The organism is Brachybacterium squillarum M-6-3 (genome assembly GCF_000225825.1).
GTDB lineage: Bacteria > Actinomycetota > Actinomycetes > Actinomycetales > Dermabacteraceae > Brachybacterium > Brachybacterium squillarum.
In genome coordinates this window covers 148,522-172,886 of record NZ_AGBX01000001.1, presented here as the reverse complement: position 1 = coordinate 172,886, position 24,365 = coordinate 148,522, and the positions used below count along the sequence as shown (strand labels likewise).

The 24,365-nt window shown below is 74.0% G+C and carries 20 protein-coding genes and 4 tRNA genes; 17 read left to right on the top strand and 7 right to left on the bottom strand.

The window, feature by feature from the left end:
* The first annotated feature begins 43 nt into the window (after positions 1-43).
* On the top strand, positions 44-1,681 hold the full coding sequence (locus OM98_RS00885; RefSeq protein WP_010532668.1) for an ATP-binding cassette domain-containing protein: 1,638 nt from the start codon (positions 44-46) through the stop codon (positions 1,679-1,681).
* On the opposite strand, the gene OM98_RS00880 is transcribed toward OM98_RS00885, so the two are convergent.
* Positions 1,578-2,543, bottom strand: coding sequence for a helix-turn-helix transcriptional regulator (locus tag OM98_RS00880; protein WP_010532667.1), 966 nt, complete (start codon positions 2,541-2,543; stop codon positions 1,578-1,580). The genes OM98_RS00885 and OM98_RS00880 overlap by 104 nt on opposite strands.
* A gap of 133 nt (positions 2,544-2,676) precedes the next feature.
* On the opposite strand from OM98_RS00880, the gene OM98_RS00875 reads away from it, so the two are divergent.
* The 5 genes from OM98_RS00875 to OM98_RS00855 all read left to right on the top strand — a co-directional run bounded on the left by OM98_RS00875 (position 2,677) and on the right by OM98_RS00855 (position 9,891).
* Positions 2,677-4,014 carry a bifunctional o-acetylhomoserine/o-acetylserine sulfhydrylase gene (locus OM98_RS00875; protein ID WP_010532666.1) on the top strand — a complete coding sequence of 446 codons (1,338 nt, stop codon included), beginning with the start codon at positions 2,677-2,679 and terminating at the stop codon, positions 4,012-4,014.
* A gap of 25 nt (positions 4,015-4,039) precedes the next feature.
* Positions 4,040-4,744: an HAD family hydrolase gene (locus OM98_RS00870; RefSeq protein WP_010532665.1), complete on the top strand. Its 705-nt coding sequence runs from the start codon at positions 4,040-4,042 to the stop codon at positions 4,742-4,744.
* The gene (locus OM98_RS00865) at positions 4,741-5,436 is read left to right on the top strand and encodes an HAD family hydrolase (protein WP_010532664.1); all 696 of its coding nucleotides are present in this window, start codon (positions 4,741-4,743) and stop codon (positions 5,434-5,436) included. The genes OM98_RS00870 and OM98_RS00865 overlap by 4 nt, the downstream gene beginning before the upstream one ends.
* A gap of 105 nt (positions 5,437-5,541) precedes the next feature.
* Entirely contained in the window at positions 5,542-7,476 is a 1,935-nt protein-coding gene (locus OM98_RS00860) for a thioredoxin-like domain-containing protein (RefSeq protein WP_010532663.1), read from the top strand.
* 24 nt (positions 7,477-7,500) lie between these two features.
* Complete coding sequence (locus OM98_RS00855; RefSeq protein ID WP_010532662.1) at positions 7,501-9,891, top strand: sodium/proton-translocating pyrophosphatase; 2,391 nt, start codon at positions 7,501-7,503, stop codon at positions 9,889-9,891.
* A 37-nt stretch (positions 9,892-9,928) separates the two neighbouring features.
* On the opposite strand, the gene OM98_RS00850 is transcribed toward OM98_RS00855, so the two are convergent.
* Positions 9,929-10,516, bottom strand: coding sequence for a TetR/AcrR family transcriptional regulator (locus OM98_RS00850; protein WP_010532661.1), 588 nt, complete (start codon positions 10,514-10,516; stop codon positions 9,929-9,931).
* A gap of 81 nt (positions 10,517-10,597) precedes the next feature.
* A tRNA-Gly gene (locus OM98_RS00845) sits at positions 10,598-10,671 on the bottom strand.
* Positions 10,672-10,771: 100 nt separating this feature from the next.
* Between OM98_RS00845 and dcd the strand changes: the two genes are divergently transcribed.
* Together dcd and OM98_RS00835 are read left to right on the top strand one after the other, a co-directional pair.
* On the top strand, positions 10,772-11,383 hold the full coding sequence (gene dcd / locus OM98_RS00840) for a dCTP deaminase (RefSeq protein WP_010532660.1): 612 nt from the start codon (positions 10,772-10,774) through the stop codon (positions 11,381-11,383).
* On the top strand, positions 11,380-12,174 hold the full coding sequence (locus OM98_RS00835; protein WP_010532659.1) for a hypothetical protein: 795 nt from the start codon (positions 11,380-11,382) through the stop codon (positions 12,172-12,174). Before dcd ends, OM98_RS00835 begins: the two co-directional genes overlap by 4 nt.
* Before the next feature lies 1 nt (position 12,175).
* Here OM98_RS00835 and OM98_RS00830 read toward each other — a convergent pair whose 3' ends face one another.
* Positions 12,176-13,501 (bottom strand): MFS transporter, encoded by a 1,326-nt coding sequence (locus tag OM98_RS00830; RefSeq protein WP_010532658.1) that lies wholly within the window; start codon positions 13,499-13,501, stop codon positions 12,176-12,178.
* Between the two features lie 130 nt (positions 13,502-13,631).
* On the opposite strand from OM98_RS00830, the gene OM98_RS00825 reads away from it, so the two are divergent.
* From OM98_RS00825 to mnhG, 6 genes are read left to right on the top strand one after another with little or no spacing between them, the layout of a single operon-like run.
* Positions 13,632-16,565: a Na+/H+ antiporter subunit A gene (locus tag OM98_RS00825; protein WP_010532657.1), complete on the top strand. Its 2,934-nt coding sequence runs from the start codon at positions 13,632-13,634 to the stop codon at positions 16,563-16,565.
* A complete protein-coding gene (locus tag OM98_RS00820) occupies positions 16,555-17,088 on the top strand; it encodes a Na(+)/H(+) antiporter subunit C (RefSeq protein WP_010532656.1) in 534 nt (177 codons plus the stop codon). The genes OM98_RS00825 and OM98_RS00820 overlap by 11 nt, the downstream gene beginning before the upstream one ends.
* Complete coding sequence (locus tag OM98_RS00815; protein WP_010532655.1) at positions 17,085-18,641, top strand: Na+/H+ antiporter subunit D; 1,557 nt, start codon at positions 17,085-17,087, stop codon at positions 18,639-18,641. Before OM98_RS00820 ends, OM98_RS00815 begins: the two co-directional genes overlap by 4 nt.
* Entirely contained in the window at positions 18,638-19,174 is a 537-nt protein-coding gene (locus tag OM98_RS00810; protein ID WP_029362606.1) for a Na+/H+ antiporter subunit E, read from the top strand. Before OM98_RS00815 ends, OM98_RS00810 begins: the two co-directional genes overlap by 4 nt.
* Positions 19,171-19,818 (top strand): MrpF/PhaF family protein, encoded by a 648-nt coding sequence (locus OM98_RS14615; protein WP_010532653.1) that lies wholly within the window; start codon positions 19,171-19,173, stop codon positions 19,816-19,818. Before OM98_RS00810 ends, OM98_RS14615 begins: the two co-directional genes overlap by 4 nt.
* Positions 19,815-20,402, top strand: a complete 588-nt coding sequence (mnhG, locus tag OM98_RS00800; RefSeq protein WP_033194836.1) for a monovalent cation/H(+) antiporter subunit G — start codon at positions 19,815-19,817, stop codon at positions 20,400-20,402. Before OM98_RS14615 ends, mnhG begins: the two co-directional genes overlap by 4 nt.
* Positions 20,403-20,432: 30 nt before the next feature.
* Here the strand turns inward: mnhG and OM98_RS00795 are convergent, their stop codons facing one another.
* On the bottom strand, positions 20,433-22,121 hold the full coding sequence (locus OM98_RS00795) for a formate--tetrahydrofolate ligase (RefSeq protein WP_010532651.1): 1,689 nt from the start codon (positions 22,119-22,121) through the stop codon (positions 20,433-20,435).
* Positions 22,122-22,294: 173 nt separating this feature from the next.
* Between OM98_RS00795 and OM98_RS00790 the strand changes: the two genes are divergently transcribed.
* From OM98_RS00790 to OM98_RS00780, 3 genes are all read left to right on the top strand, one after another.
* Positions 22,295-22,367, top strand: a tRNA-Glu gene (locus OM98_RS00790).
* Positions 22,368-22,486: 119 nt separating this feature from the next.
* A tRNA-Asp gene (locus OM98_RS00785) sits at positions 22,487-22,560 on the top strand.
* A gap of 260 nt (positions 22,561-22,820) precedes the next feature.
* Positions 22,821-22,893 (top strand) — tRNA-Phe (locus OM98_RS00780).
* Positions 22,894-22,961: 68 nt separating this feature from the next.
* Here the strand turns inward: OM98_RS00780 and OM98_RS00775 are convergent.
* Together OM98_RS00775 and OM98_RS00770 are read right to left on the bottom strand one after the other, a co-directional pair.
* Positions 22,962-23,399, bottom strand: a complete 438-nt coding sequence (locus OM98_RS00775; RefSeq protein ID WP_010532650.1) for an anthrone oxygenase family protein — start codon at positions 23,397-23,399, stop codon at positions 22,962-22,964.
* Complete coding sequence (locus tag OM98_RS00770) at positions 23,396-24,286, bottom strand: SDR family oxidoreductase (protein ID WP_010532649.1); 891 nt, start codon at positions 24,284-24,286, stop codon at positions 23,396-23,398. The genes OM98_RS00775 and OM98_RS00770 overlap by 4 nt, the downstream gene beginning before the upstream one ends.
* Between the last annotated feature and the right edge of the window lie 79 nt (positions 24,287-24,365).

Genomic DNA, 24,365 nt, shown 5'->3' with positions numbered 1-24,365 from the left:
CGCCCCGAGACCGTCGCCCCTTCGCGCACCCCGGAGCCGCTCCATGTCCTCATCCCCCTCTGCCCCCGCCGCCCTGCACCTGCGCGCCGAGGGCCTCTCCTTCTCCTACCCCGACCGGCCCGTGCTGCGGGACGTCTCCCTCACCGTGCCCGCCGGGCGCCCCACCGGCCTCCTGGGGGAGAACGGCAGCGGCAAGTCCACCCTGCTGCGGGTGCTCGCCGGACGCCTCGTCCCGGACCACGGCACCGTCCACGCCCCCGGCCCCGTCGGCCTGCTCCACCAGGAGCTGCCGCTGCCGCCGGCCACCACCCGCGCGGCCGTGGTCGAGGACGCGCTGGTCCACGCCCGCCGCCTGGAACGGGACCTCACCGCCGCGGGGGAGGACCTCGCCGCCCGCCCCGACGACGCGACCGTCGCCCGCCGCTACCAGGAGCTGCTGGAGGAGGCGACCCTCGCCGACGTCTGGGGCGCCGAGCAGCGCGCCGCCCGGGTGCTGGACGGGCTCGGCCTCGCGCCGATCCCCGCCGAGCGACGGCTGGACGAGATGTCCGGCGGGCAGCGCGGCCGCCTCGCCCTCGCGCACCTGCTGATCGCCCGGCCCACCACCCTGCTGCTGGACGAGCCCACCAACCACCTCGACGAGGACGCCGCCGCCTTCCTGGCCGGCCTGCTCGCCGAGCATCCCGGCCCGGTGCTCGCCGCCAGCCACGACCGCGCCTTCCTCGACGAGGCCACCCGCGGCCAGCTCGACCTCGACCCGGCGCCCACCCCGCTGGACCGGGAGCCCGGCGGCGTCCAGGCCTTCACCGGCACCTTCACCGACTACCTGCACGCCCGCATGGACGCCCGCGACCGCTGGGAGACCCGCTTCCGGGACGAGCAGGAGGAGCTGAACGCGCTGCGCGCCGCGGTGAAGGAGAGCCACCGGGTGGGTCACGAGGGGCGCGGCCCCCGCACCGAGGCCCGCGCCTCCAAGAAGTTCTACGCCGACCGCAACGCCACGGTCGTCTCCCGGCGGGTGCGCGACGCCCGTCGCCGGCTGGAGGAGCTGGAGGAGTCCCAGATCCGCAAGCCCCCGGCCGAGCTGGTCTTCACCGGCTGGCGGGAGCCCCGCCGCGGCGCGGAGCACCAGGTGCTCGCCTCCGCCTCCGGCGCCGCCGTCACCGGACGCCTCGCCCCGGTGGACCTCGGCCTCGCCGCGGGGGAGAAGCTGCTGATCACCGGCCCCAACGGCAGCGGGAAGTCGACGCTGCTGGCCCTGCTGGCCGGCACCCTCGCTCCGAGCGCGGGCAGCGTCTCCGTCACCCCGGACCGGGCGCTGCTGGCGCAGGACGAGGTGCTGGACCCGGAGGCCACCGCCCGCGAGGTCGCCGCGGACACCCGCGGCCTGCTGCACCCGCGGGACCTGGACCGGCCGCTGGGCGAGCTCTCCCGGGGTCAGCGGCGCCGGGTCGCTCTCGCCGCGATCCTCGCCGCGCCTCCGGCGCTGCTGCTGCTGGACGAGCCCACCAACCATCTGGCCCTGGACCTGGCCACCCGGCTGGAGCGAGCGGTGCTGGAGGCGGAGGGGACGGTCGTCATCGCCTCCCACGACCGCTGGCTGCGCCACCGCTGGACGGGCCGGCGGCTGGACCTGACGGCCCCGACGGCGCCGACGACCCCGATGAGCCCGACGGGCTGACGGCGAGGCTGGCCAGCAGCGCCAGGCGCTCCAGGCTGGGGCTGCCGGGCTCCGCCGAGTAGCCGAACAGGGTCCAGCCCTCCTCGGCGGACAGCTCCATCCCCTCGTAGGACAGCTCCAGCTCGCCGACCTGCGGGTGGCGGATGCGCTTGGTGCCGGTGCGATGGTGGCGCACCTGGTGGGCGGACCAGCGGGCGGAGAACTCCTCGCTGCGGGCGATGAGCTCCCCGATCAGGTCCGTCAGCCCGGTGTCCCGCGGGGTCCGCCCCGCGTAGCTGCGCAGGGTCGCGACGACCCCGTCCGCGGACCGCTCCCAGTCGGGGAAGAACACCCGCGAGGCGGGGCTGAGGAACAGGAAGCGGGCGGTGTTGCCCCGGGCGGCGACGTCCTCCAGCAGCGGGGCGTACAGCGCCCGCCCCAGCGCGTTCGTGGCCAGCACGTCCATCCGTCGGTCGCGGGCCCACATCGGCGCGGCGGCCGCGTCGAGGAACTGCTGCAGGGCGGGCCGCACCGTGGAGGAGGGGGCGTGGCGCGGACGCCGCGGCCGCGGCTGGGCCGCCTCGGCCAGGTCGTGCAGGTGGTCGGTCTCGGCCTCGTCGAGCTGCAGGGCGCGCGCCAGGGCGTCCAGCACCTCGGGGGAGACCCCGGCGAGGTCGCCGCGCTCCATCCGCGCGTAGTAGTCCACGCTCATCCCGGCCAGCATCGCCAGCTCCTCCCGGCGCAGCCCCGGCACCCGCCGCCGCGACCCGGCGATGATGCCCGCGGCCTGCGGGGTCAGGGCGTCCCGGCGGGTGCGCAGGAAGTCGCTGATCTCGGCCCGGATCCCCTGGCGGGGGTCGGGGGCGGTGCTCGAGGTGCTCATGGCCGAGAGCCTAGGCGGGCCCCCGCGGGGGAGGGATGTCCTGTCGGGGCACCCCTCGCGCTCCGTCCGTCATCCCGGTTCACGCTCGGCCCGAATCCTTGCCGCCCACGCCCCCGCACCGCAGGCTGGGCGCATGTCGACCTCCGAGCCCGCCCCCGCCCCGCATCTCGAGACCCTCGCCGTGCACGCCGGGCAGCAGCCCGACGGCGACACCGGCGCCCGCGCCCTGCCGATCTACCAGACCACCAGCTTCGTCTTCCCCGACGCGCAGACCGCCGCGAACCGCTTCGCGCTCGCCGAGCTCGGCCCGATCTACACGCGCCTGACCAACCCCACCCAGGAGGCCGTGGAGACCCGCATCGCGGCCCTCGAGGGCGGCGCGGCCGGGCTGCTGGTCGCCTCCGGGCAGAGCGCGATCACCCTGGCGGTCCTCACCGTGGCCCAGGCCGGGGACAGCATCGTCGTCTCCCCCTCCCTGTACGGCGGCACCGCCAACCTGTTCCGCCACACCCTGTCCCGCCTCGGTATCGAGCCGGTCTTCGTCGAGGACCCCGACGACCTCGACTCCTGGCGTGCCGCCGTGCGCCCCACCACCAAGGCGTTCTTCGCCGAGACCATCCCCAACCCCCGCCAGGACGTGCTGGACGTGGAGGGGGTCGCCGGGGTGGCCCACGACGCCGGGGTGCCGCTGATCGTGGACAACACGGTCGCCACCCCCTACCTGCTGCGGCCGATCGAGCACGGCGCCGATGTGGTGGTCCACTCGGCCACGAAGTTCCTGGGTGGGCACGGCACCGCCATCGCCGGCGCCATCGTCGACGCGGGCCGCTTCGACTTCGGGGCCGAGCCGGAGCGCTTCCCCCTGCTGAACGAGCCCGATCCCTCGTACCACGGCCTGGTCTACACCCAGCTGCCGCCGGAGCTGCCGGCCTTCGCGATCCGCGCCCGGGTGGCGCTGCTGCGGGACCTCGGCCCGGCCATCGCCCCGCACAGCGCCTTCCTCATCGCCCAGGGCATCGAGACGCTGCCGCTGCGGATGGAGCGCCACGTCGCCAATGCCGAGAAGGTGGCGGAGCACCTGGTGGGCAAGCCCGGCGTGGTCTCGGTGGCCTACGCGGGCCAGCCGGACTCGCCGTACCACGACCGCGCCCGGCGCTACCTGCCGCGCGGCGCGGGCTCGGTCCTGGGCTTCGTGCTGGAGGGCGGGAAGGAGGCGGGCATCCGCTTCGTGGACGCCCTGCGCCTGCACTCCCTGGTGGCCAACATCGGCGACGTGCGCTCGCTGGTGATCCACCCGGCCTCCACCACCCACTCCCAGCTCGACGAGGAGCAGCAGCGGCTCGCCGGGGTGGAGCCCGGCTTCGTGCGGCTCTCCGTGGGCATCGAGCACATCGACGACATCCTCGCCGATCTCGACCTCGGCTTCGCCGCGCTGCAGGAGGACGCGGGGCAGGAGGACGCGGGAGCCTGAGCGGCCCGGATACGCTGGGGGCATCATGCGTGCCGACACCGCTCCGCTGCCCCCGTCCCCGCTCGACCAGTGGCCCCCGCGCTGGGCCCCGGAGGCCGTGGTCTTCGACTGCGACGGCCTGCTCATCGACACCGAGGCCCGCTGGGTCCAGCTGCAGGACGCCTACCTGGCCCGGCAGGGCGTGACCCTTCCTCCGGCCACCCGGCGCTCGCTGACCGGCGCCTCCGGGCAGGCCGTCTCGATCGTCCTGGCCGAGCACCTGGGGCGAGACCCCTACGAGGTGGGCGAGGAGCTGATGGCGGAGGCCATGGCGGACACCGGGCACACCCCGCAGCCGCTGCCCGGCGCCCTGGAGACCCTGCGCGCCGTCGCCGCGCGTCGCCCCGTCGCCGTGGCCTCGAACTCCCCGCGCGAGATGCTCGACGCCAAGCTCACCGGTCTCGGCATCGCCGGGCTGCTCGGCGCCAGCATCGCCGTCGAGGACGTCGCCGAGCCCAAGCCCGCCCCCGACATGTACCTCGCCGCCGCGCGGGCGCTCGGCGCCGAGCCGACGCAGACCCTCGGCTTCGAGGACTCCGAGGCCGGGGCCCGCGCCGCCCGGTCCGCCGGGCTGCAGCTCATCGCCGTGCCCTCCGTGCCCGGCCAGGAGCCTGCCGCCCCGCGCACGCTGGCGAGCCTCGCCGACCCCGCCCTGCGCACCTGGATCGAGAGCTGGGAGCCTCGCCGATGAGCACCACCCCCGCCGACGCCACCGTCCCCGAGAGCGTCCGGGCCGCCTTCGGTGACTGGACCCCGCAGGCCGTCGTCTTCGACTGCGACGGGCTGCTGCTGGACACCGAGAGCGTGTGGATGCGCGCTCAGGACGCCGTCGTCGCCCGCATCGGCGCCGTCCTCACACCCGAGGACGACGAGCGGCTGCACGGCTCCACCATCGAGGTCGCCGCCGAAGTGCTCGCCGCCCGCTCCGGCCACCCCGAGACCGCGGTGCTCGCCCAGCTCGATGAGGCCTTCGCCGCCGAGCTCGACGGCGGGGTCACGACGATGCCGGGCGCCCCCGAGACCGTGCGCGCCGCCGCGGCCGCCCGCCCCCTGGGCTGCGCCTCCAACTCCTGGCTGGAGTCCCTGCGCGACAAGCTCGCCGCCGGCGGCCTGCTCGAGCACTTCACCGTCCTGGAGGCCTCCGACACCGTGGATCGGCCCAAGCCCGCGCCCGACATGTACGCCGCGGCGGCCCGCGCCCTCGGCGTCGCCCCGGAGGACACCCTGGCCCTGGAGGACTCCGGCACCGGCGCCCAGGCCGCCCGCGACGCCGGGCTGCGGCTGATCGCCGTGCCCACACATCTGGGCTCCGTCCCCGAGGCCGACCTGGTCCTCGGCAGCTTGGAGGACCCCGCCCTGGCCGCCTGGATCGCGACCTGGTGAGGGTCCGGATCATCCCTGCGTACGATCCTGCTCGCGGGTGATGTCGGTCCCCGCCACCCCCCGACCGACTGGCATGTGTCCAGGTGGGCGGTGTTCACTGGCCCCATGACCGCTTCGTCCGACGCCTCCTTGCCCCTGCCAGCCCGCGCTCACGGGCCCGCCCTGCGGGGCCGTGGATGGCTGAACACGGGAGGCGTCGACCTCGACCTCGAGGACCTCCGCGGCAAGATCGTGCTGCTGGACTTCTGGACCTTCTGCTGCGTGAACTGCCTGCACGTCCTCGACGAGCTGCGGCCGCTGGAGGAGAAGTGGGCCGAGGAGCTCGTCGTCGTCGGCGTGCACTCGCCGAAGTTCGAGTTCGAGAAGGACCCCGACGCGCTCGCCGCGAACATCGAGCGCTACGAGGTCACCCACCCCGTGCTCGACGACCCCGAGCTGCTCACCTGGAGCGAGTACGGCGCCCGCGCCTGGCCCACCCTGATGGTGCTGGACACCCAGGGCCGCATCGCCGGCAACCTCTCCGGGGAGGGCCACGCCGAGAACCTCGACGCCCTCATCGGCCGCCTGGTCGCCGAGGGCGAGGCCGACGGCTCCCTGCGCCGTGGCCCTGCCCCCACCGTGATCGCCGAGAAGGTGCCGCAGACCCTCCGCTTCCCGTCCAAGGTCACGATCCTGGACGACTGGCGGATCGTGGTCTCCGACGCCGGGCAGCACCGCCTGGTGGTCTTCGACCCCGACGGCACCACCGTGGACGAGGAGATCGGCGACGGCCGTCGCGGCCTGCTGGACGGCGAGTCCGCCGGGGTGCGATTCGCCGAGCCCAACGGCGTGCTGGCCCTGCCCTCCGACGTCGCCGCGGAGGTCGGCTACGACCTGCTGGTCGCCGACACCGCCAACCACGTGCTGCGCGGCGTGAAGGTCGGCCAGGACCGCTTCCTGCGCTCCCGCACCGCCACCGAGGTGTGGACCGTCGCCGGCTCCGGCGCCCAGTGGATGCAGGGCGACGCGCTGCCCCGCGGCGAGGGCGACCCCCGCTCCTACGCCCTGTCCACCCCGTGGGACCTGGGCTGGTCGCACGCCCTGAACCGCGTCGTGATCACGATGGCCGGCATCCACCAGCTGTGGACCTTCGACCCCGTCACCGGCTCCCTGATGGTGCTGGCCGGCACCACCCAGGAGGGCCTCGTGGACGGCCCTGCCGTCACCTCCTGGTGGGCGCAGCCCTCCGGCATCGACGAGCTGCCCGATGGGCGCCTCGTCGTCGCCGACTCCGAGAGCTCCGCGATCCGGGTGCTGGACCCGCAGACGATGGAGGTCTCCACCCTCGTCGGACAGGGCCTGTTCGACTTCGGCCACGTGGACGGCCCCGCCGAGGTGGCGCGCCTGCAGCACCCGCTCGGCGTGACCGTGCTGCCCGACGGCCGCATCGCCGTGGCCGACACCTACAACGGCGCGATCCGGATCGTCGACGAGCACGCCGAGGAGAACCCGATCCGCACCGGGGACGCCGCCACCGTCGTCACCGTCGCCACCGACCTGGACGAGCCCAGCGCGGCCCTGGTCGGCCCGCCGGTCGACGGCATCGGCCAGCTCATCGTGGTGGAGTCCGGGGCGCATCGCATCACCTGGGTGCCCGTGGCCCGCGCCGCCGAGCGCGTGATCGACGAGGGCGCCCGCCGCTCCGAGCGCCCCGCCACCGAGGTGGGCCCCGGCCCGCTGACGGTGCGGGTGCTGTTCACACCGCCGGAGGGCCACAAGCTCGACGACTCGCTCGGCCCCTCCACCCAGGTCACCATCTCCACCACCCCGCAGCCGATGCTCGCCGCCGGGGGAGGGGTCTCCACCGACCTCGAGCGCACGATCGAGCTGGATCCGGCCTACACCGAGGGGGTGCTGCACGTGAACGCGCGCGCCGCCTCCTGCGACGTCGACCCGGCCGTCGAGTTCCCGGCCTGCCACATGCACCAGCAGGACTGGGGGGTGCCGATCCGCGTCGTCGAGGGCGCGCCGACCACCCTGGACCTCTCGCTGCTCGCCTGACCCACCCCGAGGGAGAACCGTCCCGTGGCCTTCATCACCGATTTCCCGCTCGGCGACGACCTCGCCATCGCCCTGCTCGTGCTCGCGGCCCTCTCGGTGGCCGCGCTGGTCGCCGGGTTCGTCGTCCCTGCCCGCCTGCGCCGCGACGAGGACGCCGAGGAGCTCGACGAGTCGCTCGGCTCCCGCCTCGGCGGGGCGCTCGGCGCCGCCGGCTCCCTGCTGCTGTGGATCGGCATCCCGCTGGCGGTGCTGCTCTATCTCGTGCCCGGCAGCACCGACCAGCGCATCCTGCGCTCGGCGATGCTGCTGCTGGGTCTGCTGCTGGGCCCGCTCGCCGCCTGGCGCGGCACCGCCGTGCAGCTCGCCGCCCTCGGCCTGGACGCCGGGCGCCGCCGCGCGCTGGCCCCGCGGCTCGGGGCCCTCACCGTCGCCGGGGCGCTCGCCCTGGCGGTGCTGCCCTCCGCGATCACCCTGTGGGTGCTGCAGGAGGGCGCCTCCACCGGTCTGGTGGCCCTCTCCGGTGGCGCCGCCGTCTCCGCGCTGGTGCTGCGGGCGACCGCGGTGCCGCTGGAGACCGCCGCCGTCTCCTCCGCGGTGCTGGTCGGCACCGACGAGCACGGCCTGGAGGCGGAGGCGGAGGACAACCTCGGCGCCGCGCATCTGCGCACCGCCGGGATGCTGCGCCGCGGCGGCATGCTGTCCGCGGACCTGCTGGCCCTGACCGCCTCCCTCGCCGCCGTCGGCCTGCTGCTGGGCATCCCCGTCTTCGCCACCGAGGGCATCCTGGTGGTGCTGCTCGGCCTCGGCGTGGCGCTGCTGGCCGCCGGGCTCTCCGCGCTGATCCCGCGCGGCGCGGACGACGAGGTCGGCGCGGTGCGCTTCGCCCGCACCCAGGCGCCCGGCCTGCTCGGAGGCATCGGCGCCGTGGTCGCCGCCGCCCTCTGGCTGCCCTCGGCCTACCAGAACCTGCGCTTCGCCCCCGTCGGGATGGACACCTTCTCGGACACCGCGATCACCGCGGAGCCCATCGCCCGCTCGGAGCTCGAGGCGCAGATCCTCGAGGCGATCACCGACATGTCGCAGTGGGTCACCGCGACCGACGAGTCCCGTGGCGCCGGGGCCTTCCTGGACGTCCTGACCCTGTACACGATCTCCCCGGCGACCGTGGTCGCCGCCTCCCTGGCGCTGGGCGTGCTGGTGGCCCTCGCCGTCACCGTCCTGTCCGGGAACCTGGCCGCCCGCCGCGGCGCCTCCGTGCTGCGCGCGGCCCGCACCAGCCGCACCGGCGGCGCGCTCGGCACCGTCTCCGGTCTCGCCTCCGGTGCCGTCGTCACCGCCGGGGCGCTGGCCCTGGTGGTGCTCGTGGCCGGGGTGCTCAGCGTGCTCAGCGCCGGCGTGCCCGGCCTGGCCCTCACCCTCCTGGCGACCGCCGGACTCGGCGCGCTGATCGTGCTGGCCGGGCAGGCCGGCTCCATCGCCGCCGCCTCCCTGCTGGACCGCCCCGACCAGGAGCGCACCGACCGGGAGGGCGCAGCGGCCGCGACCGCCGCGCCCCGCGCCGTGATGCTGCTGGCCGCCGTGCTCCCCGCCCTCGCGGCCCTCGGCCCCGTGGTCACCGCCCTGCAGGTCGCCCCGCGCGCCGCCACCGTCTGGGAGGACCGCGCCCTGCACGCCCTGTCCCCGGTGGCGCTGCCGGTGCTGGCGGGTCTCGGCCTCGGCGTCGTCGCGGTGCTCGCGATGACCGCCGCCCTGCTGGATGCCGCCCGCCGGGCGGGCGCGACCTCCGTGGTGGAGACCCGAGCCGCGACCCTGGAGAAGCGCTCCGCGCTGCGCCTGGACGACGTGCTCGAGGGCGTGCGCCGGGCCGTGGCGCCGGCGGTGCTGATCGCCGTGCTGCTGCCGCTGGTGGCGGGCTTCGGCCTGGGCCCGGCGGCCCTGCCCGGCTACCTGGTGGGCGTGGTGCTGACCGCCGCGGGCCTGGGCCTGTGGATGCTCGGCTCCTCCGCCGCGATGGACGGCGCCGAGGAGGTCGTCGCCACCGGCCGCTACGGCGGCGCCGGCTCCTGGGGTCACTCCGGCGCCCTCGGCGGCGCCGTGCTGACCGGGGTGCTGCGCTCCGCCGTCGGCGCCCTCGCGCTGCCGCTGCTGCTGACCACCGCCGCGATCGCGGCGCTCGCCACCAACGCGGTGATCGCCGTCGTGACCGGCGGGGTGGACGTCTACCTGCGCTGGGGCATCGCGGTGCTCGCCCTGATCGTCATCGCGGTGGCCTGGATCATCGCGCACACCGCCCCCGAGGTGGACCTCGAGGACGGCCAGGAGGAGATGTCCCGCCCGCTCTTCGCCCGCCGCGGCGAGGAGGAGGACGCCGACTCGATCGACACCATGAACTGGGAGAGCGAGAAGGGCTCCTGAGCTGCCGCCCCCGGACGTCGGTCTGACTCAGGCGTGCTCAGGCCGGTTCGGGGGCGGCGCCGAGGCCGCGCAGCACGAAGGCCTCCAGCGCCGTGGCGGAGAAGCGGCGGGCCGCCGGGCCCACGACCAGGCCGTTGATGATGCGGACGGTCGCGTCGACCTCGAGGTCGGCGGCGAAGTCCCCGGAGGCGATGCCCTCGCGCACGATGGTGCGCAGCACGTCCTCGATCATCATCACGTGCTCGCGCATGCGGGCGGCGTTCTCGGGGGTCAGCGCCCCGCCGCGGCCCATCGACTGCGGCATGTGGAAGGTGACGCTCAGCTCGAGCTGGGTGCGGACGTACAGCTGCACGGCCTCGCGGGGCGAGGTGGCGCCGTCGATACCGCGCCGCAGCTGGACGATGTACCCCGCGGTCTCGTGCAGGGCGTACTCGACCAGGAGCGTGTCCTTGTCGGGGAAGTGGTTGTACATCGCGGTGCGGCCGACGCCGGCGGCGGTCGCGATCGCGGAGAAGGTGACGGCGTCGAAGTCCTGCGTCTCCAGCAGGCCGGTGAGGGCGTCGAAGATGATCTCGCGCGTGCGTTCCCGGTGCTCCTCGAGGGAGCCGCCGATGATCTTGGGCATGGCGCGCTGCTTTCTGGACGGTCCGCGGGGCAGGGGACCCCGGGTACGAAGGAACCGCAGGCCTCAGCCTGCGGTTCCGCGTGGAGCGGGTGACGGGAATCGAACCCGCGCTGTCAGCTTGGGAAGCTGAAGTTCTACCATTGAACTACACCCGCGCGAAGCGTCGGCGTGGACCGGGGATCCGGCGCGACGAACGGCGGTCAGCATACCCGCTCGTCGGCCCCGGCCGCGAATCGGGACCGCTAGGGTGGGCCCGTGCTGCTCAGTGACCGTGACATCCAGGCCCAGATCGAGGCCGGTCGGGTGCGTCTGGACCCCTTCGATCCGCAGATGATCCAGCCCGCCTCCGTGGACGTGCGGATCGACCGCTTCTTCCGGCTGTTCGACAACCACAAGTACGCGATGATCGACCCCGCCACCGAGCAGGCCGAGCTGACGCGACTGGTGGAGGTCGACCCCGAGGAGCCGTACATGCTGCACCCGGGGGAGTTCGTGCTCGCCTCCACCTACGAGCAGGTCACCCTGCCGGACGACGTCGCCGCCCGCCTCGAGGGCAAGAGCTCCCTGGGCCGCCTGGGCCTGCTCACCCACTCCACCGCGGGCTTCATCGACCCCGGCTTCACCGGGCACATCACCCTGGAGCTGTCGAACATGGCGACCCTGCCGGTGGCGCTGTGGCCCGGCATGAAGATCGGCCAGCTCTGCTTCTTCCGCCTCTCCTCCGCCTCCGCGCACCCCTACGGCAGCGAGGGCAACCTGAACCGCTACAGCGGGCAGCGCGGCCCCACCGCCTCCCGCTCGCACCTGAACTTCCACCGCACCGTGATCCCCGTCGAGGGCGCCGCCGATCAGGACGGCCCCGCATGATCGCCCGCCACCGCCTGCAGCTGCCGCGCTCCACCGACCCCGCGGACGTGCTCGCCATGGTCCGCAACGTGCGGCCGGGCGCGGAGCTCTCCGACGACGGCGCGATCGAGCTGGGGGAGGGGGCGCGCCTGCTGCCCGATCCCTCCCCGCGCGGCGCCGGCCGCTTCACCCTGGAGGTCGAGCGAGACCGCGAGGACCCCCTGCCGGACGGCATGGTCGACTCCCACGGCTACGGCCGCGCCTTCGGCGAGGGGCTGCCCTTCCGCGAGGAGCGGCGCGAGCTGGACCTGCTGTGGTCCCTGGCCCGCCGCCTGCAGGGCGCCGTGGTCACCGACGGCGGTACCCGCCTCGAGCCCCACCCCTTCGCGATCCGCGACCTCACGGTGGTCAGCCCCTACGCGATCGACGCGGCCTCCCTCTCGCTGCTGATCGCCCCTCTCGAGCCCGAGGCGGAGCTCGACGAGGTGCCCGGCGACGCCGACACCACCGGCTACGGCGCCACCATCCCGCTGGACGACGGCGGCATGATCGCCCTCACCGTCGGCCCCGCCGAGCCGCACCCGGCGCTCGCGGCGCTCGGTTGGCTGGACCGCGCCGTGGACTACCGGCTGCGCCACCTGCCCGAGGACGAGGCCGAGGACGCGGTCGAGGTGCCGGACCCGGCCACCGCCGCCCGCTGGGAGCTGGTCTACCGCCGCATCGGCCTGCTCGCGGCGACCCTCGAGGAGGGTGTCGGCGGCTACGTGGTCGACGGCGAGGGTCTGCTGGTCGACCCGCGCCACCTCGGCTGACTCAGGCCGGATCGGCCGCGCGCCCCGCGGCGCCCAGCCGGATCGGCGCGAAGGCCACCAGGCCCAGCGCCACCACCATGACGATCCCCAGGATCCCGGTGCGGGTGTCCCCGGAGATCGCCACCACCAGGGCGAAGGCACCGGTGCCGAGGAAGCCCAGCGCCCGGCCCGTCGTCGCGTAGAGACCGAAGTTCTCCGTCTCCCGACCGGGCAGGGAGAGCCGGGTGAGCAGGTTCCGGGAGGCCGACTGCACGGGGCCGACGAACAGGCAGATCGCCAGGCCCGCCGCCCAGAACACCGCCGTCGAGCCCCAGATCAGCACCACCAGGCCCAGCACCACGATCGCCGCGCAGCCCGCCAGGATCACCGGCCGGGGGCCGAGGCGGTCGTCCACCCGGCCGCCCAGGAACACCCCGAGGCCCGCCACCAGGTTCGCGGCGATGCCGAAGACGATCACCTGCACGGTGGTGAAGCCGTAGGCGTTCGCGGCCAGCACCCCGGCGATGGAGAACACGGCGCCCAGCCCGTCGCGGTAGATCGCGGAGGCCACCAGGTACTGCAGCATCACCGGTTCCTCGCGCACGGCCCGCACCACCCGGCGGATGATCAGCCCGTAGCCCTGCCAGGGCGTCCAGCGCTCCCCGGGGGCGGTGGCCGCGTGCCGCGGGGCGCGGATCATCAGCGGCAGGGTGAAGGCCAGCATCCACAGCGCCACGAAGACGGGCACGGCTCGCAGGTTCCAGCCGGCCTCGGCGGTGATGCCGAGCAGCCCGGTGCCGGGCATCACGAACAGCACCAGCACGGCGCCGAACGCCAGGATCGAGCCCCAGTAGCCGACCGCCCAGGCGGTGCCGGAGACGCGGCCGCGGTCGGCGGGGGTGGAGATCTCCGGCAGCACCGAGTTCACGAACACCCCGGCCAGCTCGCTGCACACCACGCCCAGGGCGATCAGTGCCGCCCCCAGGACCAGGAAGTCCCGGTCCAGGGCGACCAGCGGCATCGCCGCGACGGTGAGGATCGTGCCGATCGTGAAGACCCGCAGCAGCGCGTTGCGGGCCCCACCGCGGTCGGCGAGGTTGCCCAGCAGCGGCGCCAGCAGCGCCACCGCCACCGCGCCGATCGACTGCCAGGTGGCCAGCACCCGGGAGCCCTCGTCCCGCGCCGCCTGGATCGCGGCGTCCCCCACGGCGCCCTCGGCGGCCACCGCGGAGGCCACGTAGGTGGAGAACACGAAGGTGAGGATCACGGAGGAGAAGGCGGACATGCCGCCGTCCCAGAGCGCGAAGGGGACCACGGGCGGCCGACGGCCGGGGGAGGGGCGGGTCATGGCCTCACTGTAGGGGGAGCGGAGCAGCGAGGGGAGGCTGTGACCTCGCTCTCCTTCTCGGGGTGACAGAAAGACCCCCGTAGGATGGGCCCCGCCCCCTCCCCACCCCCGGACGATGGACGGAGACCGCGTGTTCACGATCCTCCTCGCCCACCTCGTCGCCGCCCTGCTGGCGCCGGTGCTGGTGCGGGGAGCGGGCCGCAACGCCTTCTACCTGCTGGCCCTCGTGCCCGCCGCCTCCACCCTCTGGCTGGCGCTGCAGGGCCCCACCACGCTGCAGTCCTCTCCGCGCGTCGAGGCGGTCCCGTGGATCCCCACCCTGAACATCGAGCTGGCCCTGCGCCTGGACACCCTGAGCTGGGTGCTCGCCATGGTCGCCAGCGGCGTCGGCGCGCTCGTGCTCGCCTACTGCGGGCGCTACTTCGGCTCCGCCGAGCCGGGCCTGGGCCGCTTCGCCGGGGTGCTCACCGCCTTCGCCGGCGCCATGCTCGCTCTGGTGCTGGCCGACGACGTGATGGTGCTCTACACCGCCTGGGAGCTCACCACCGTCTTCTCCTACCTGCTGATCGGGCACTACCCCGACAAGCGCTCCGCCCGCCGCGCCGCCATGCACGCCCTGGTCGTGACCACCGCCGGCGGCCTGGCGATGCTGGTGGGCCTGCTGATGATGGCGCAGGCCGCCGGCACCGGCCGGATCTCCGTGATCCTGGCCGACGACATGTGGGCCTCCGCCGGGCCCTCCCTGCTCACCGCGATGCTGCTGGTGCTGGCCGGGGCCGCCTCCAAGTCGGCGCTGGTGCCCACCCACTTCTGGCTGCCCGGCGCGATGGCCGCCCCCACCCCCGTCTCCGCGTACCTGCATGCCGCCGCGATGGTGAAGGCCGGGATCTACCTGATCCTGCGCCTGGCCCCCGCGATCGCGCTGCTGCCGGCGGTCACCACCGTGCTGACCGTGCTCGGAGCCGCCACCATGCTGCTGGGCGGCTGGCGGGCCCTGCGCCAGCACGACGTGAAGCTGCTGCTGGCCTACGGCACCGTCTCCCAGCTCGGCTTCCTCGCCGCGGTGGCGGGCCTAACCACCCAGGACGCTCTGCTGGCCGCGACCGCGATGCTGCTGGCCCATGCCCTGTTCAAGGCGCCGCTGTTCATGGTCGTCGGCATCGTCGACAAGAAGTTCGGCACCCGTGACCTGCGGGTCCTCTCCGGGGTGGCGCGGGCCGCGCCCGTCGTCGCCGTGATCGGCACCGTCTCCGCCGCGTCCATGGCCGCGATCCCGCCGCTGCTGGGCTTCGTGGCCAAGGAGGCCGTCTTCGCGACCCTCTGGTACGGCGGGCCGGGGGAGCGGGCGCTGCTGGCGACGCTCGTGCTCGGATCCGTGCTCACCGTCGCCTACTCCTGGCGCTTCGTGCGCGGCACCTTCGGCCGCGCCCCCGGTGCCCCCGCCGTCGCCCGGCCCCGCATCCCCGCGATGTTCTGGCTGCCGCCGGCCGTGATCGCCAGCGGCTCCGTGGTCCTGGCGCTCGCCGCCGGGCCGCTCGAGGACGTGCTCGGCCCGGTCGCCGCGGTGCTGCCGGAAGCGGAGCGCCACGCCCACCTGCTGATGGTCCCCGAGCTCGGGGTGCCGCTGCTGGCCTCCGCGCTCGCGCTGACCGGCGGCGCGGCGCTGTGCCTGGTGGCGCGCCCGCTGGAGCGGGTGCAGCGGGCGCTCAGCCCGCAGCGTTGGGCCTCGGAGCGCCTGGCCGTGCTGCTGGACGCCGAGCGGGGCTTCCGCCGTCTGATGCGCGCCGTCGACACCGCCGCCGTGCGCATCACCCCGCTGTTCCAGCGCGGCTCCCTGCCCTACACCCTGGCCACGATGCTGCTGGTGCTGATCGCCCTGACGGTGCCCGTGGCGCTGGTGCGGGCCCCGCTGCCGGACAACCTGGTGATCTTCCACCACCCCGCGGAACTCCTGCTGCTGCCGGTGATGGCGCTGGCCGCCCTCGGCGCCGCCCGCTCCCGGCGCCGCCTGCGCGCCGTGTTCCTCATCTCCGTGACCGGTTACGGCGCCGCGATGCTGTTCCTGGTCTCCGGCGCCCCCGACGTCGCCACCACGCAGGTGCTGGTGGAGACCGCGATGACGGTGGTGCTGGTGCTCGTGCTGCGCCGCCTGCCCACCCACTTCTCCCGGCGCCCCCTGCGGATCGGCGCCTGGGGTCGTTGGGCCGTCGCCATCGGCACCGCCGTGGTGCTGTGCGGGGCGGCGCTGTACGCCGCCGACGCCCGCAGCGCCGCCCCGCTGGGCCCCGAGCTGATCGAGCCGGCCTACACCATCGGCGGCGGTCACAACGTGGTCAACGTGGCCCTGGTCGACGCCCGCGTCTGGGACACCATGGGCGAGATCGCGGTGCTGCTGGTGGTCGCCACCGGCGTCGCCTCCCTGATCTTCGTCACCCGCCGCGAGCAGGGGATCGCCCGGGTGCGCGACCTGGAGGGCGGCACCTCGATCTGGCGTCGCCGCGCCGACGCGCCGCTGCCCGCCAACGTGCTCGACTTCGACGTCCGAGGCGACGAGGTGGCCGGCCCGAACCGCTGGCGCACCTGGCTCTCGGCCGGGCTGACCCTCGCCCCGGAGCGGCGCATGGTGATCCTCGAGGTGATCACCCGCATCGCCTTCCCGGTGATGATGATGTTCTCCGTGTACCTGCTGATGGCCGGGCACAACCTGCCCGGCGGCGGCTTCGCGGGCGGCCTGGTGGCGGGGCTCGCCCTCACCCTGCGCTACCTCGCCGGCGGCCGCTACGAGCTCACCGAGGCGGCCCCCGTGCAGGCCGGGCTGGTGCTCGGCGTGGGCATGGCGGTCGCCGTCTCCGCCGCGGTGCTGCCGCTGGCCTTCGGCGGCACGATCTTCTCCACCGCCACCCCCGTGCTGCACCTGCCCCTGCTGGGGGAGGTGCACGTGCCGAGCGCCCTCTGGTTCGACACCGGCGTGTACCTCGTGGTGGTCGGCGTGATCCTCGATGTGCTGCGCACCCTCGGCGCCCAGATCGACCAGCAGCAGGAGGCCGACGCCGATGTCCGTTAGCCTCGCCCTGCTGCTCACCGCCGGGGTGCTCGTCGCTTGCGGCGTCTACCTGGTCCTCGAGCGCACCCTGACCCGCGTCGTGCTCGGCTTCGTGCTGCTCGGCAACGGCGTGAACCTGCTGTTCATCGTCGCCGCCGGACGCCCCGGGAAGCCGCCCTTCGAGGGCACCGCCGATCCGGAGACGATGAGCGACCCCCTGCCGTTCGCGATGGTGCTCACCGCCATCGTCATCTCGCTCGGCGTGACCGCCTTCGGGGTGGCCCTGGCCTACCGGGCCTGGCAGCTCTTCGGCCACGACGAGGTGCCCGACGACGTCGAGGACCGGCGGGTGCTGCGCCGCGGCCGCCGCCGCCCCGGCGACGCCGACGTCATCTGGCACCAGTCCCTGGACGAGGAGTCCCGCCGCGGCGCCCTGCTCGCCTCCCAGCGCGACGAGGAGGACCCGCTGGGCGCGGACCTCTCCGGCGCCGAGGACGTCGCACAGGACCCGACCGAGGCCGACGAGGGGGAGAGCCGACCGTGAACCTGCTGCTCGCCCTGCCCGTGCTGCTCCCCCTCGGGGGCGCCGCCATCACCCTGCTGCTGCGCCACCACCCGCGCATCCAGCTCGGCCTGACCGTCTCCACCCTGGTGGCGATCCTCGGCGTCGCCATCACCCTGGGCCTGGTGGTGCCCGAGGCCGGCGTGCTGGTGCTGCAGATCGGCAACTGGACCCCGCAGCTCGGGATCGTGCTGGTCGCCGACCGGCTGACCGCCCTGATGCTGCTGGTCTCCGCCGCCGTCACCCTCGCGGTGCTGATCTACTCCAGCGCCCAGACCGTCTCCGAGAACACCGAGCGCACCCCAGTGGCGATCTACCACCCCACCTACCTGGCGCTGGTGGCCGGGGTGTCGATGGCCTTCCTCGCGGGCGACCTGTTCAACCTCTACGTCGGCTTCGAGGTGCTGCTCGCGGCGAGCTACGTGCTGCTCACCCTCGGCGGCTCCGCCAGCCGGGTGCGGGCCGCCACCACCTACGTGATCGTCTCCCTGCTGAGCTCCGTGATCTTCCTGGCCGGCATCGCCGCGGCCTACTCCGCCACCGGCACCGTGAACCTCGCCGAGCTGGCGGTGCGGCTGGACCAGGTCGCCGAGGGCACCCGCATGGTGATCGAGCTGCTGCTGCTGGTGGCCTTCGCGATCAAGGCGGCGATCTTCCCGCTGAGCGCCTGGCTGCCGGACTCCTACCCGACGGCACCCGCGCCCGTCACCGCCGTCTTCGCGGGCCTGCTGACCAAGGTCGGCATCTACGCGATCCTGCGCCTGGAGACCCTGCTGTTCCCCGCCTCGCAGACCTCCACCCTGCTGCTGGTGGCCGCCGGGGCGAGCCTGCTGATCGGCATCTTCGGCGCCGTCGCCCAGACCGACCTCAAGCGCGTGCTGTCCTTCACCCTGGTCTCCCACATGGGCTTCATGCTCTTCGGCATCGGCATGAGCACCCGGCTGGGCATGGCCGCGACCATCTTCTACGTCGCCCACCACATCACCGTGCAGTCCACGATGTTCCTCGGCGCCGGTCTCATCGAGTACCGCGGCGGCACCACCAACCTGGCCCGCCTCGGAGGTCTCGCCAAGACCGCCCCGATGGTGGCGGTGCTGTTCTTCGTGCCCGCCATGAACCTCGCCGGGATCCCGCCGCTGTCCGGCTTCCTGGGCAAGGTGGGGCTGATCGAGGCGGGCATCGCCTACGACACCACCGCCGGCTGGATCCTCGTCGGCATCAGCGTCCTGACCAGCCTGCTCACCCTGTACGCGATCTCCAAGATCTGGAACCGCGCCTTCTGGCAGGCCCCCTCCGAGATGGTCGAGACCGACGGCCGCCCCATCCCGAGGGTGATGACCGGGGCCACCGCCGCGCTGGTCGGCTTCTCCCTGCTGCTGACCCTCGGCGCCGGGCCGCTGCTGCACTACGCCGACGCGGCCGCCCTCTCGGTGCTGGAGCGCTCCCCCTACGTCTCCGCCGTGCTCGGCGAGGAGGCCGCCGCGCAGCTCGTCTACAGCATCGGCGAGGACGGCCAGAAGGTGGTGGAGCGATGAGGGGCCCGGTGCGCAGCCTGCGCCGGAGCTGGGTGTGGCTGCTCGGCTCCGTGGTGCTGTGGTGCCTGCTGTGGGGTGAGGTCGAGGTGAAGACCGTCCTCGGCGGCCTGGTCGTCGCGGCGGGGGTGTTCTGGCTGTTCCCGATGCCGCCGACCGGCTCCGAGCTGACGCTGCGGCCGCTGCGGATGCTCGCCTTCCTGGGCCGATTCCTGGTGGACCTGGTGGTCTCCGCGGTCGAGGTCGCCTGGTACGCGATCCGCCCCGGCCCGCAGCCGCCCAGCTCCGTGGTGGCGGTGACGCTGGCCTCCCGCTCCGACTTCTTCCTGACCTTCACCGGGGTGCTGACCACGCTGATCCCAGGCTCGGTGGTGGTGGAGGCGCAGCGCGCCACCGGCACCCTCTTCCTGCACGTGATCGGCGCCGGTACCCCCGCGCAGGTGGAGCGGGCCCGGCAGCGGGTGCGCGACCAGGAGCGGCGCCTGCTGCTCGCGGTGGGACGCCCCGAGGTGCTCGAGGAGGCGGGTCTGCGATGACGCCCTTCGAGACCGTGCTGCTGGTGTTCGCCGTGGTCCTGGCCCTGACCATGCTCAGCGTGGTGGTGCGGATGATCATCGGCCCCACCATCCTGGACCGCGCCGTGGCCACCGACATGCTGGTGGTGCTGCTGGTCATCGGCATGGCCCTGTACACGGCCGAAGCGGGCGCGGCCTGGGCCGGCCCCGCGCTGCTGGGCCTGACGGGGCTGGCCTTCATCGCCACCGTGGCCTTCGCCCGCTTCGTGGCCCGCGAGGACCCGGGCGGCCGCGCCGCGCAGCTCGGCGCCGGGGACGACACCGGCACCGGCGTCTTCGCGGCCATCGATCCGCGGCCCGCCCCCGAGGCCGCCACCGCCCAGGACGACGCCGCCGAGCAGGCCGCGGCCGCGGAGGAGGTGGCTGCCGAGGCGGATGCCGAGGGGGAGGACGCGAGGGGACAGGACACCACGGCGCGGGAGACGACCCCGACCAATGCCGCCCCCGCCGGCACCGGCATCCCCCTGAACGCCCACGAGGACGAGGACCCCAAGGGCGCCCGGGACGCCGGAGACGCCGGGGCCCCAGGCCCCGAGGACGAGGGTCTTGAGGACGAGGAGGAGGCCGGCTTCGGCCTCGAGGACGGCGAGGGGCGGTGGCCATGAGCATCCAGGAGATCATCGCCAGCGTCCTCATCGGCGCCGGGCTGCTGCTCGCCGTCGTCGCCGCCATCGGCCTGAACCGCTTCTCGGACGTGCTGATGCGCATGCACGCCACCTCCAAGCCGCAGACCCTCGGCCTGATGCTGGTCTTCACCGGGGTCTCCCTGGCCGTGGGCTCCTGGTCCCTGGCCGGGCTGCTGCTGGTGGTGCTGCTGGCGCAGATGCTCACCGTCCCGGTGGCCTCCACGATGGTGGGCCGCGCCGCCTTCCGCCGCGGCTTCGTGCGCGGCGGCAGCTACGTGGTCGACGAGCTCAGCGAGCGCCTGGCCGGGGACGAGGACGAGGACGAGGACGAGGACGGCTTCGTCGACGAGCCCGACGACCCCGACCAGGCCCTCGCCGACGGCCAGCACCGCTTCCCCGTCAACGTGGTCTCCGCGGCCGACGCGGCGGGCGCCGTCACCTCCCGCAACTGGGAGGAGCCGGAGGTCGGCGAGGAGGGCGGGCCCGAGGAGGTCGACGTGGACCTTGCTGAGGAGACCGAGCGGGAGGCCGGGCAGATCGCGGAGCACGACCCCCGCCCCTGAGCCCGTGCCTGCCCCCCGTCCGGCCCTCGGTCAGAACAGCCCGCGCGGGTTGCCCTGTTCGTCCAGGCCCATCCGCAGCGCCGCCGGTTCCTTCGGCAGGCCCGGCATGGTCATGATCGAGCCGGTCAGGGCCACCACGAAGCCGGCGCCGATCTTCGGCACCAGGTCCCGCACGTGCAGCACGTGCTCGCTGGGGGCGCCCAGCCGGGTGGCGTCGTCGGAGAAGGAGTACTGCGTCTTGGCCACGCACACCGGCAGCCGGTCCCAGCCGTTCCTCGCCAGCATCCGCAGCTTCGCCGGGGCCTGGCCCTCGAAGACCACGTCCTCGGCTCCGTAGACCTCCCGGGCCAGGGTGCGCAGGGACTCCTCGATGCCCGCCTCCGGGTCGTACAGCGGGTGGTAGCCCTCGCCCTCCCCGGCCTCGATCGCGGCGAGCACCTGCTCGGCCAGCGCCTCCCCGCCGGCGCCGCCGTGCTCCCACACCTCCGACAGCGCCACCCGGAAGCCCTCACCGCGGGCCCAGTCCTGCACCGCGGACAGTTCGGCCTCGGTGTCGGTGGGGAAGCGGTTCAGGGCGATCACCGGCTCCAGGCCGAACTTGCGCAGGTTGGTGACGTGGCGACGGAGATTCTCGGTGCCGCGCAGGGCGGCCTCCACGTCCTCGGCGCCGAGGTCGGCCTTGACCACCCCGCCGTGCATCTTCAGAGCCCGCACGGTCGCGACCACCACGGCGGCATCCGGGGTGAGGCCGCCGTGGCGGGCCTTGATGTCCAGGAACTTCTCGGCGCCCAGGTCGGAGCCGAAGCCGGCCTCGGTGACCACCATGTCGGCCAGGCCCAGGGCCATCCGGGTGGCGACCAGGGAGTTGCAGCCGTGGGCGATGTTCGCGAAGGGGCCGCCGTGCACCAGGGCGGGGGTGCCGCCGAGGGTCTGCACCAGGTTGGGGCGGATCGCGTCCTTCAGCAGCATGGCGATGGCGCCCTCGACGCGCAGGTCCCGCACCGTGACGGGCTCACGGTCGTAGCTGAGGCCGATCACCACGTCGCCGAGGCGCCGCTCGAGGTCGGCGAGGTCGGTGGCCAGGCACAGGATCGCCATCACCTCGGAGGCGACGACGATGTCGAAGCCGTCCTGGCGGACCACGCCCTCGGTGGCGCCGCCGAGGCCGATCACCACCGAGCGCAGCGCCCGGTCGTTCACGTCCACCACCCGTCGCCACTGGATGCGGCGCGGGTCGATGTCCAGCTCGTTGCCCTGCTGGAGGTGGTTGTCGATCAGCGCGGCGAGGGTGTTGTTGGCGATCTGGATGGCGTGGAAGTCGCCGGTGAAGTGGAGGTTGATGTCCTCCATCGGCACCACCTGCGAGTAGCCGCCGCCGGTGGCGCCGCCCTTGATGCCCATGATCGGGCCCAGCGCCGGCTCGCGCAGCGCGACCATCGTGCGCAGGCCCATCCGGGTGAAGGCGTCGGCCAGGCCCACCGTGGTGGTCGACTTGCCCTCCCCGGCGGGGGTCGGCGACATGGCCGAGACCAGCACCAGACGGCCTGTCCGGGTGCTGTCCGGCAGCTCCCGCGGGTCGATCTTGGCGATGTACCGGCCGTGGGGGATCAGGGCGTCCTCGGGGATCCCGGCGCGCTCGGCGATGGCCGTGATGGGCTCGAGGGTCGCGGCCTGGGCGATGGCCAGGTCGGGGTTGTCCGTGGTGGGGGTGGCAGACATCGTCGTCCTCCGTCCTTCGTGGTGGGGGCGGTCCCGGCCTCGTCGACGGGCGCCCGCGGGGCCTCACCCTACGATGCGGGGAGGCGGTGTCGGATGCGCCGCACCCGAGGGAATCCGCGTCGCGGCGCGGGGGAGGGGATGGGTATGCTTCCCGCGGGCGGTTCGCCGCCCGGGCCCCCATCGTCTAGTGGCCCAGGACACCGGCCTTTCACGCCGGCGACACGGGTTCGAATCCCGTTGGGGGTACGGCTCCGCCGGGTGCGAGGCGGCTCACAGGCCAACTGGTCATGAGCCCGCTTCGGGTCCGGTAGAGTTGTCCAGGTCGAAACGCGCTGCGGATCAGCAGCGGGGATCGACCAACGCAAGGCCCTGTAGCTCAGTTGGTTAGAGTGCCGCCCTGTCACGGCGGAGGTCGCCGGTTCAAGCCCGGTCAGGGTCGCCCCCACGGAAGGCCCCGGAGCAGCTGCTCCGGGGCCTTCCGCATGTCCGGCCTCGCGGCCCGTTGTCCATTCGATGCAGCCAGGTGGCAGGCGGCGTGCATATCGCAGGCCACCGTCGATCTGAGTGCGTCCGGTGGACAGGGACTCGGTCGGCATCCCTGGCCGGCATCCATGGCGTGGCCTCGCTCTCACCGGGGCCGCGCGGTTTCCGGGGCGTCCGCCCCGCCTGGTAGCCTGCTCAGGTCCGCCTCGCGGACACGGCTCTGTAGCTCAGTTGGTAGAGCGTTCGACTGAAAATCGAAAGGTCACCGGATCGACGCCGGTCGGAGCCACTGGGACCCTCGCGTAGCTTCTACATCGCGGGGGTCCTTCTGCATGCCCACCCGCTCGCGTCCGCTGATCAGCCGCCGACGACGCCGATCGTCACCAGGACGAAGCCGAGCAGCTGCAGCGAGGCCCGCACCAGCTGGAACACGTCCCAGCGCCGACGCATGGCGAGGAACCCCTCGGGTGCCGTGTCCTGGTCGATGCGTCCCGTGCGTAGATTGATCGGGACGTTGCCGGCGATCGTGACCACGAGCGCGACCCCGACGGCGGCGGCCGCCGCCAGCAGCCAGGCCGAGGGCGAGGCGATCGCGAGGCTGGTCGCGAGGACGACGGCGAGGGTCATGCCGACCGGCATCACCCGGCCGAAGGTCCGCAGCAGCCCCTTCTCGACCACGAGCTGGTCGTCGGGGGCGAGGGTGCGGATGACCGGGTGCACCAGGGCGGCGGAGCCGAACTCGGCGCATCCGACGAAGCCGAGGACGAGCACGGTGAAGATCTCGAGCCAGGTCATGACGAGGTCCTTTCGGTGGTCCCGGGGCGCTGGCGCGCGATCCAGTCCGGGAACGAGGTGGGTGGTGCGCCGATGTCGCGGAACCAGGCAGAGGTGTCGGTGACGTCGCCGTGCCGATCCATACTGGAGAGGATCCCCAGGGGCCTGGTCATCTCCCCCTTCAGGGCCAGGCGGTTCACCGCCCGCATGAGGGAGAGCGGCATGACGCGCACCTCCCGGGGAGAGACCTCCCTGCCGCTGATGGCCGTCGCATAGGCGGCGGTCGCCTCCCGCAGGGTGATTGCCTGGATTCCGGCGACGTCGTAGGTGCGATCCGCGGTGCTCGGCAGGTCGAACGCCCGGGAGGCCGCGGCCATGATGTCGTCAGCAGCGATCGGGCGGATCGGGTGCGGCTGGCGGCCGATGAGCACCGGCCGACCTCCGCGCACGAACCGGGCCAGCGTCTCGTTGACGAAGCCGACCCGGAACACGGTCGCGGGGACGGGGCCGTCCAGCAGCAGCGACGCCCCGCGCACCTTCGCCTGCTCCCAGGGGTGGGACGCGAAGGCGGGTTGGGAGAACATTCCGGTCAGCAGCAGCATCCGTCCGACTCCGGCGGCTCCGGCGGCGGCCGCGACATGCGCGAGGCCCTGCTCCTCGACGCGTACCGCCCGCGCGGGGGTGCTGCCGCCGTTCAGGGCGAGCAGCACCGCCTCCGTCCCCGCGAGTGCGGCGGGCAGGGTCCCGGGGACGGTGACGTCCCCGGGCACGATCTCGACGTCCGCCGGGAGGTCCGCCCCTCGGGGTGAACGGACGATCGCGCGGACCTGGTGCCCATCGGTCAGCAGGCGAGAGATCGCGTGTCTCCCGAGGAACCCGGTGCCTCCCAGGACGGCGATGCGGGCCATGACCCCTCCTTGAATGGTTAGCTCAACTATCCATTTATGGATAGTAGTAGTCTCGATCTTGGGGCACAAGGACCCACGG

Coding starts and splice junctions, on each gene's coding strand:
- OM98_RS00885 (WP_010532668.1), top strand. CDS start 44: ATGTCCTCATCCCCCTCTGCCCCCGCCGCCCTGCACCTGCGCGCCGAG.
- OM98_RS00880 (WP_010532667.1), bottom strand. CDS start 2,543: ATGAGCACCTCGAGCACCGCCCCCGACCCCCGCCAGGGGATCCGGGCC.
- OM98_RS00875 (WP_010532666.1), top strand. CDS start 2,677: ATGTCGACCTCCGAGCCCGCCCCCGCCCCGCATCTCGAGACCCTCGCC.
- OM98_RS00870 (WP_010532665.1), top strand. CDS start 4,040: ATGCGTGCCGACACCGCTCCGCTGCCCCCGTCCCCGCTCGACCAGTGG.
- OM98_RS00865 (WP_010532664.1), top strand. CDS start 4,741: ATGAGCACCACCCCCGCCGACGCCACCGTCCCCGAGAGCGTCCGGGCC.
- OM98_RS00860 (WP_010532663.1), top strand. CDS start 5,542: ATGACCGCTTCGTCCGACGCCTCCTTGCCCCTGCCAGCCCGCGCTCAC.
- OM98_RS00850 (WP_010532661.1), bottom strand. CDS start 10,516: ATGCCCAAGATCATCGGCGGCTCCCTCGAGGAGCACCGGGAACGCACG.
- OM98_RS00835 (WP_010532659.1), top strand. CDS start 11,380: ATGATCGCCCGCCACCGCCTGCAGCTGCCGCGCTCCACCGACCCCGCG.
- OM98_RS00830 (WP_010532658.1), bottom strand. CDS start 13,501: ATGACCCGCCCCTCCCCCGGCCGTCGGCCGCCCGTGGTCCCCTTCGCG.
- OM98_RS00820 (WP_010532656.1), top strand. CDS start 16,555: ATGTCCGTTAGCCTCGCCCTGCTGCTCACCGCCGGGGTGCTCGTCGCT.
- OM98_RS00810 (WP_029362606.1), top strand. CDS start 18,638: ATGAGGGGCCCGGTGCGCAGCCTGCGCCGGAGCTGGGTGTGGCTGCTC.
- OM98_RS14615 (WP_010532653.1), top strand. CDS start 19,171: ATGACGCCCTTCGAGACCGTGCTGCTGGTGTTCGCCGTGGTCCTGGCC.
- mnhG (WP_033194836.1), top strand. CDS start 19,815: ATGAGCATCCAGGAGATCATCGCCAGCGTCCTCATCGGCGCCGGGCTG.
- OM98_RS00795 (WP_010532651.1), bottom strand. CDS start 22,121: ATGTCTGCCACCCCCACCACGGACAACCCCGACCTGGCCATCGCCCAG.
- OM98_RS00775 (WP_010532650.1), bottom strand. CDS start 23,399: ATGACCTGGCTCGAGATCTTCACCGTGCTCGTCCTCGGCTTCGTCGGA.
- OM98_RS00770 (WP_010532649.1), bottom strand. CDS start 24,286: ATGGCCCGCATCGCCGTCCTGGGAGGCACCGGGTTCCTCGGGAGACAC.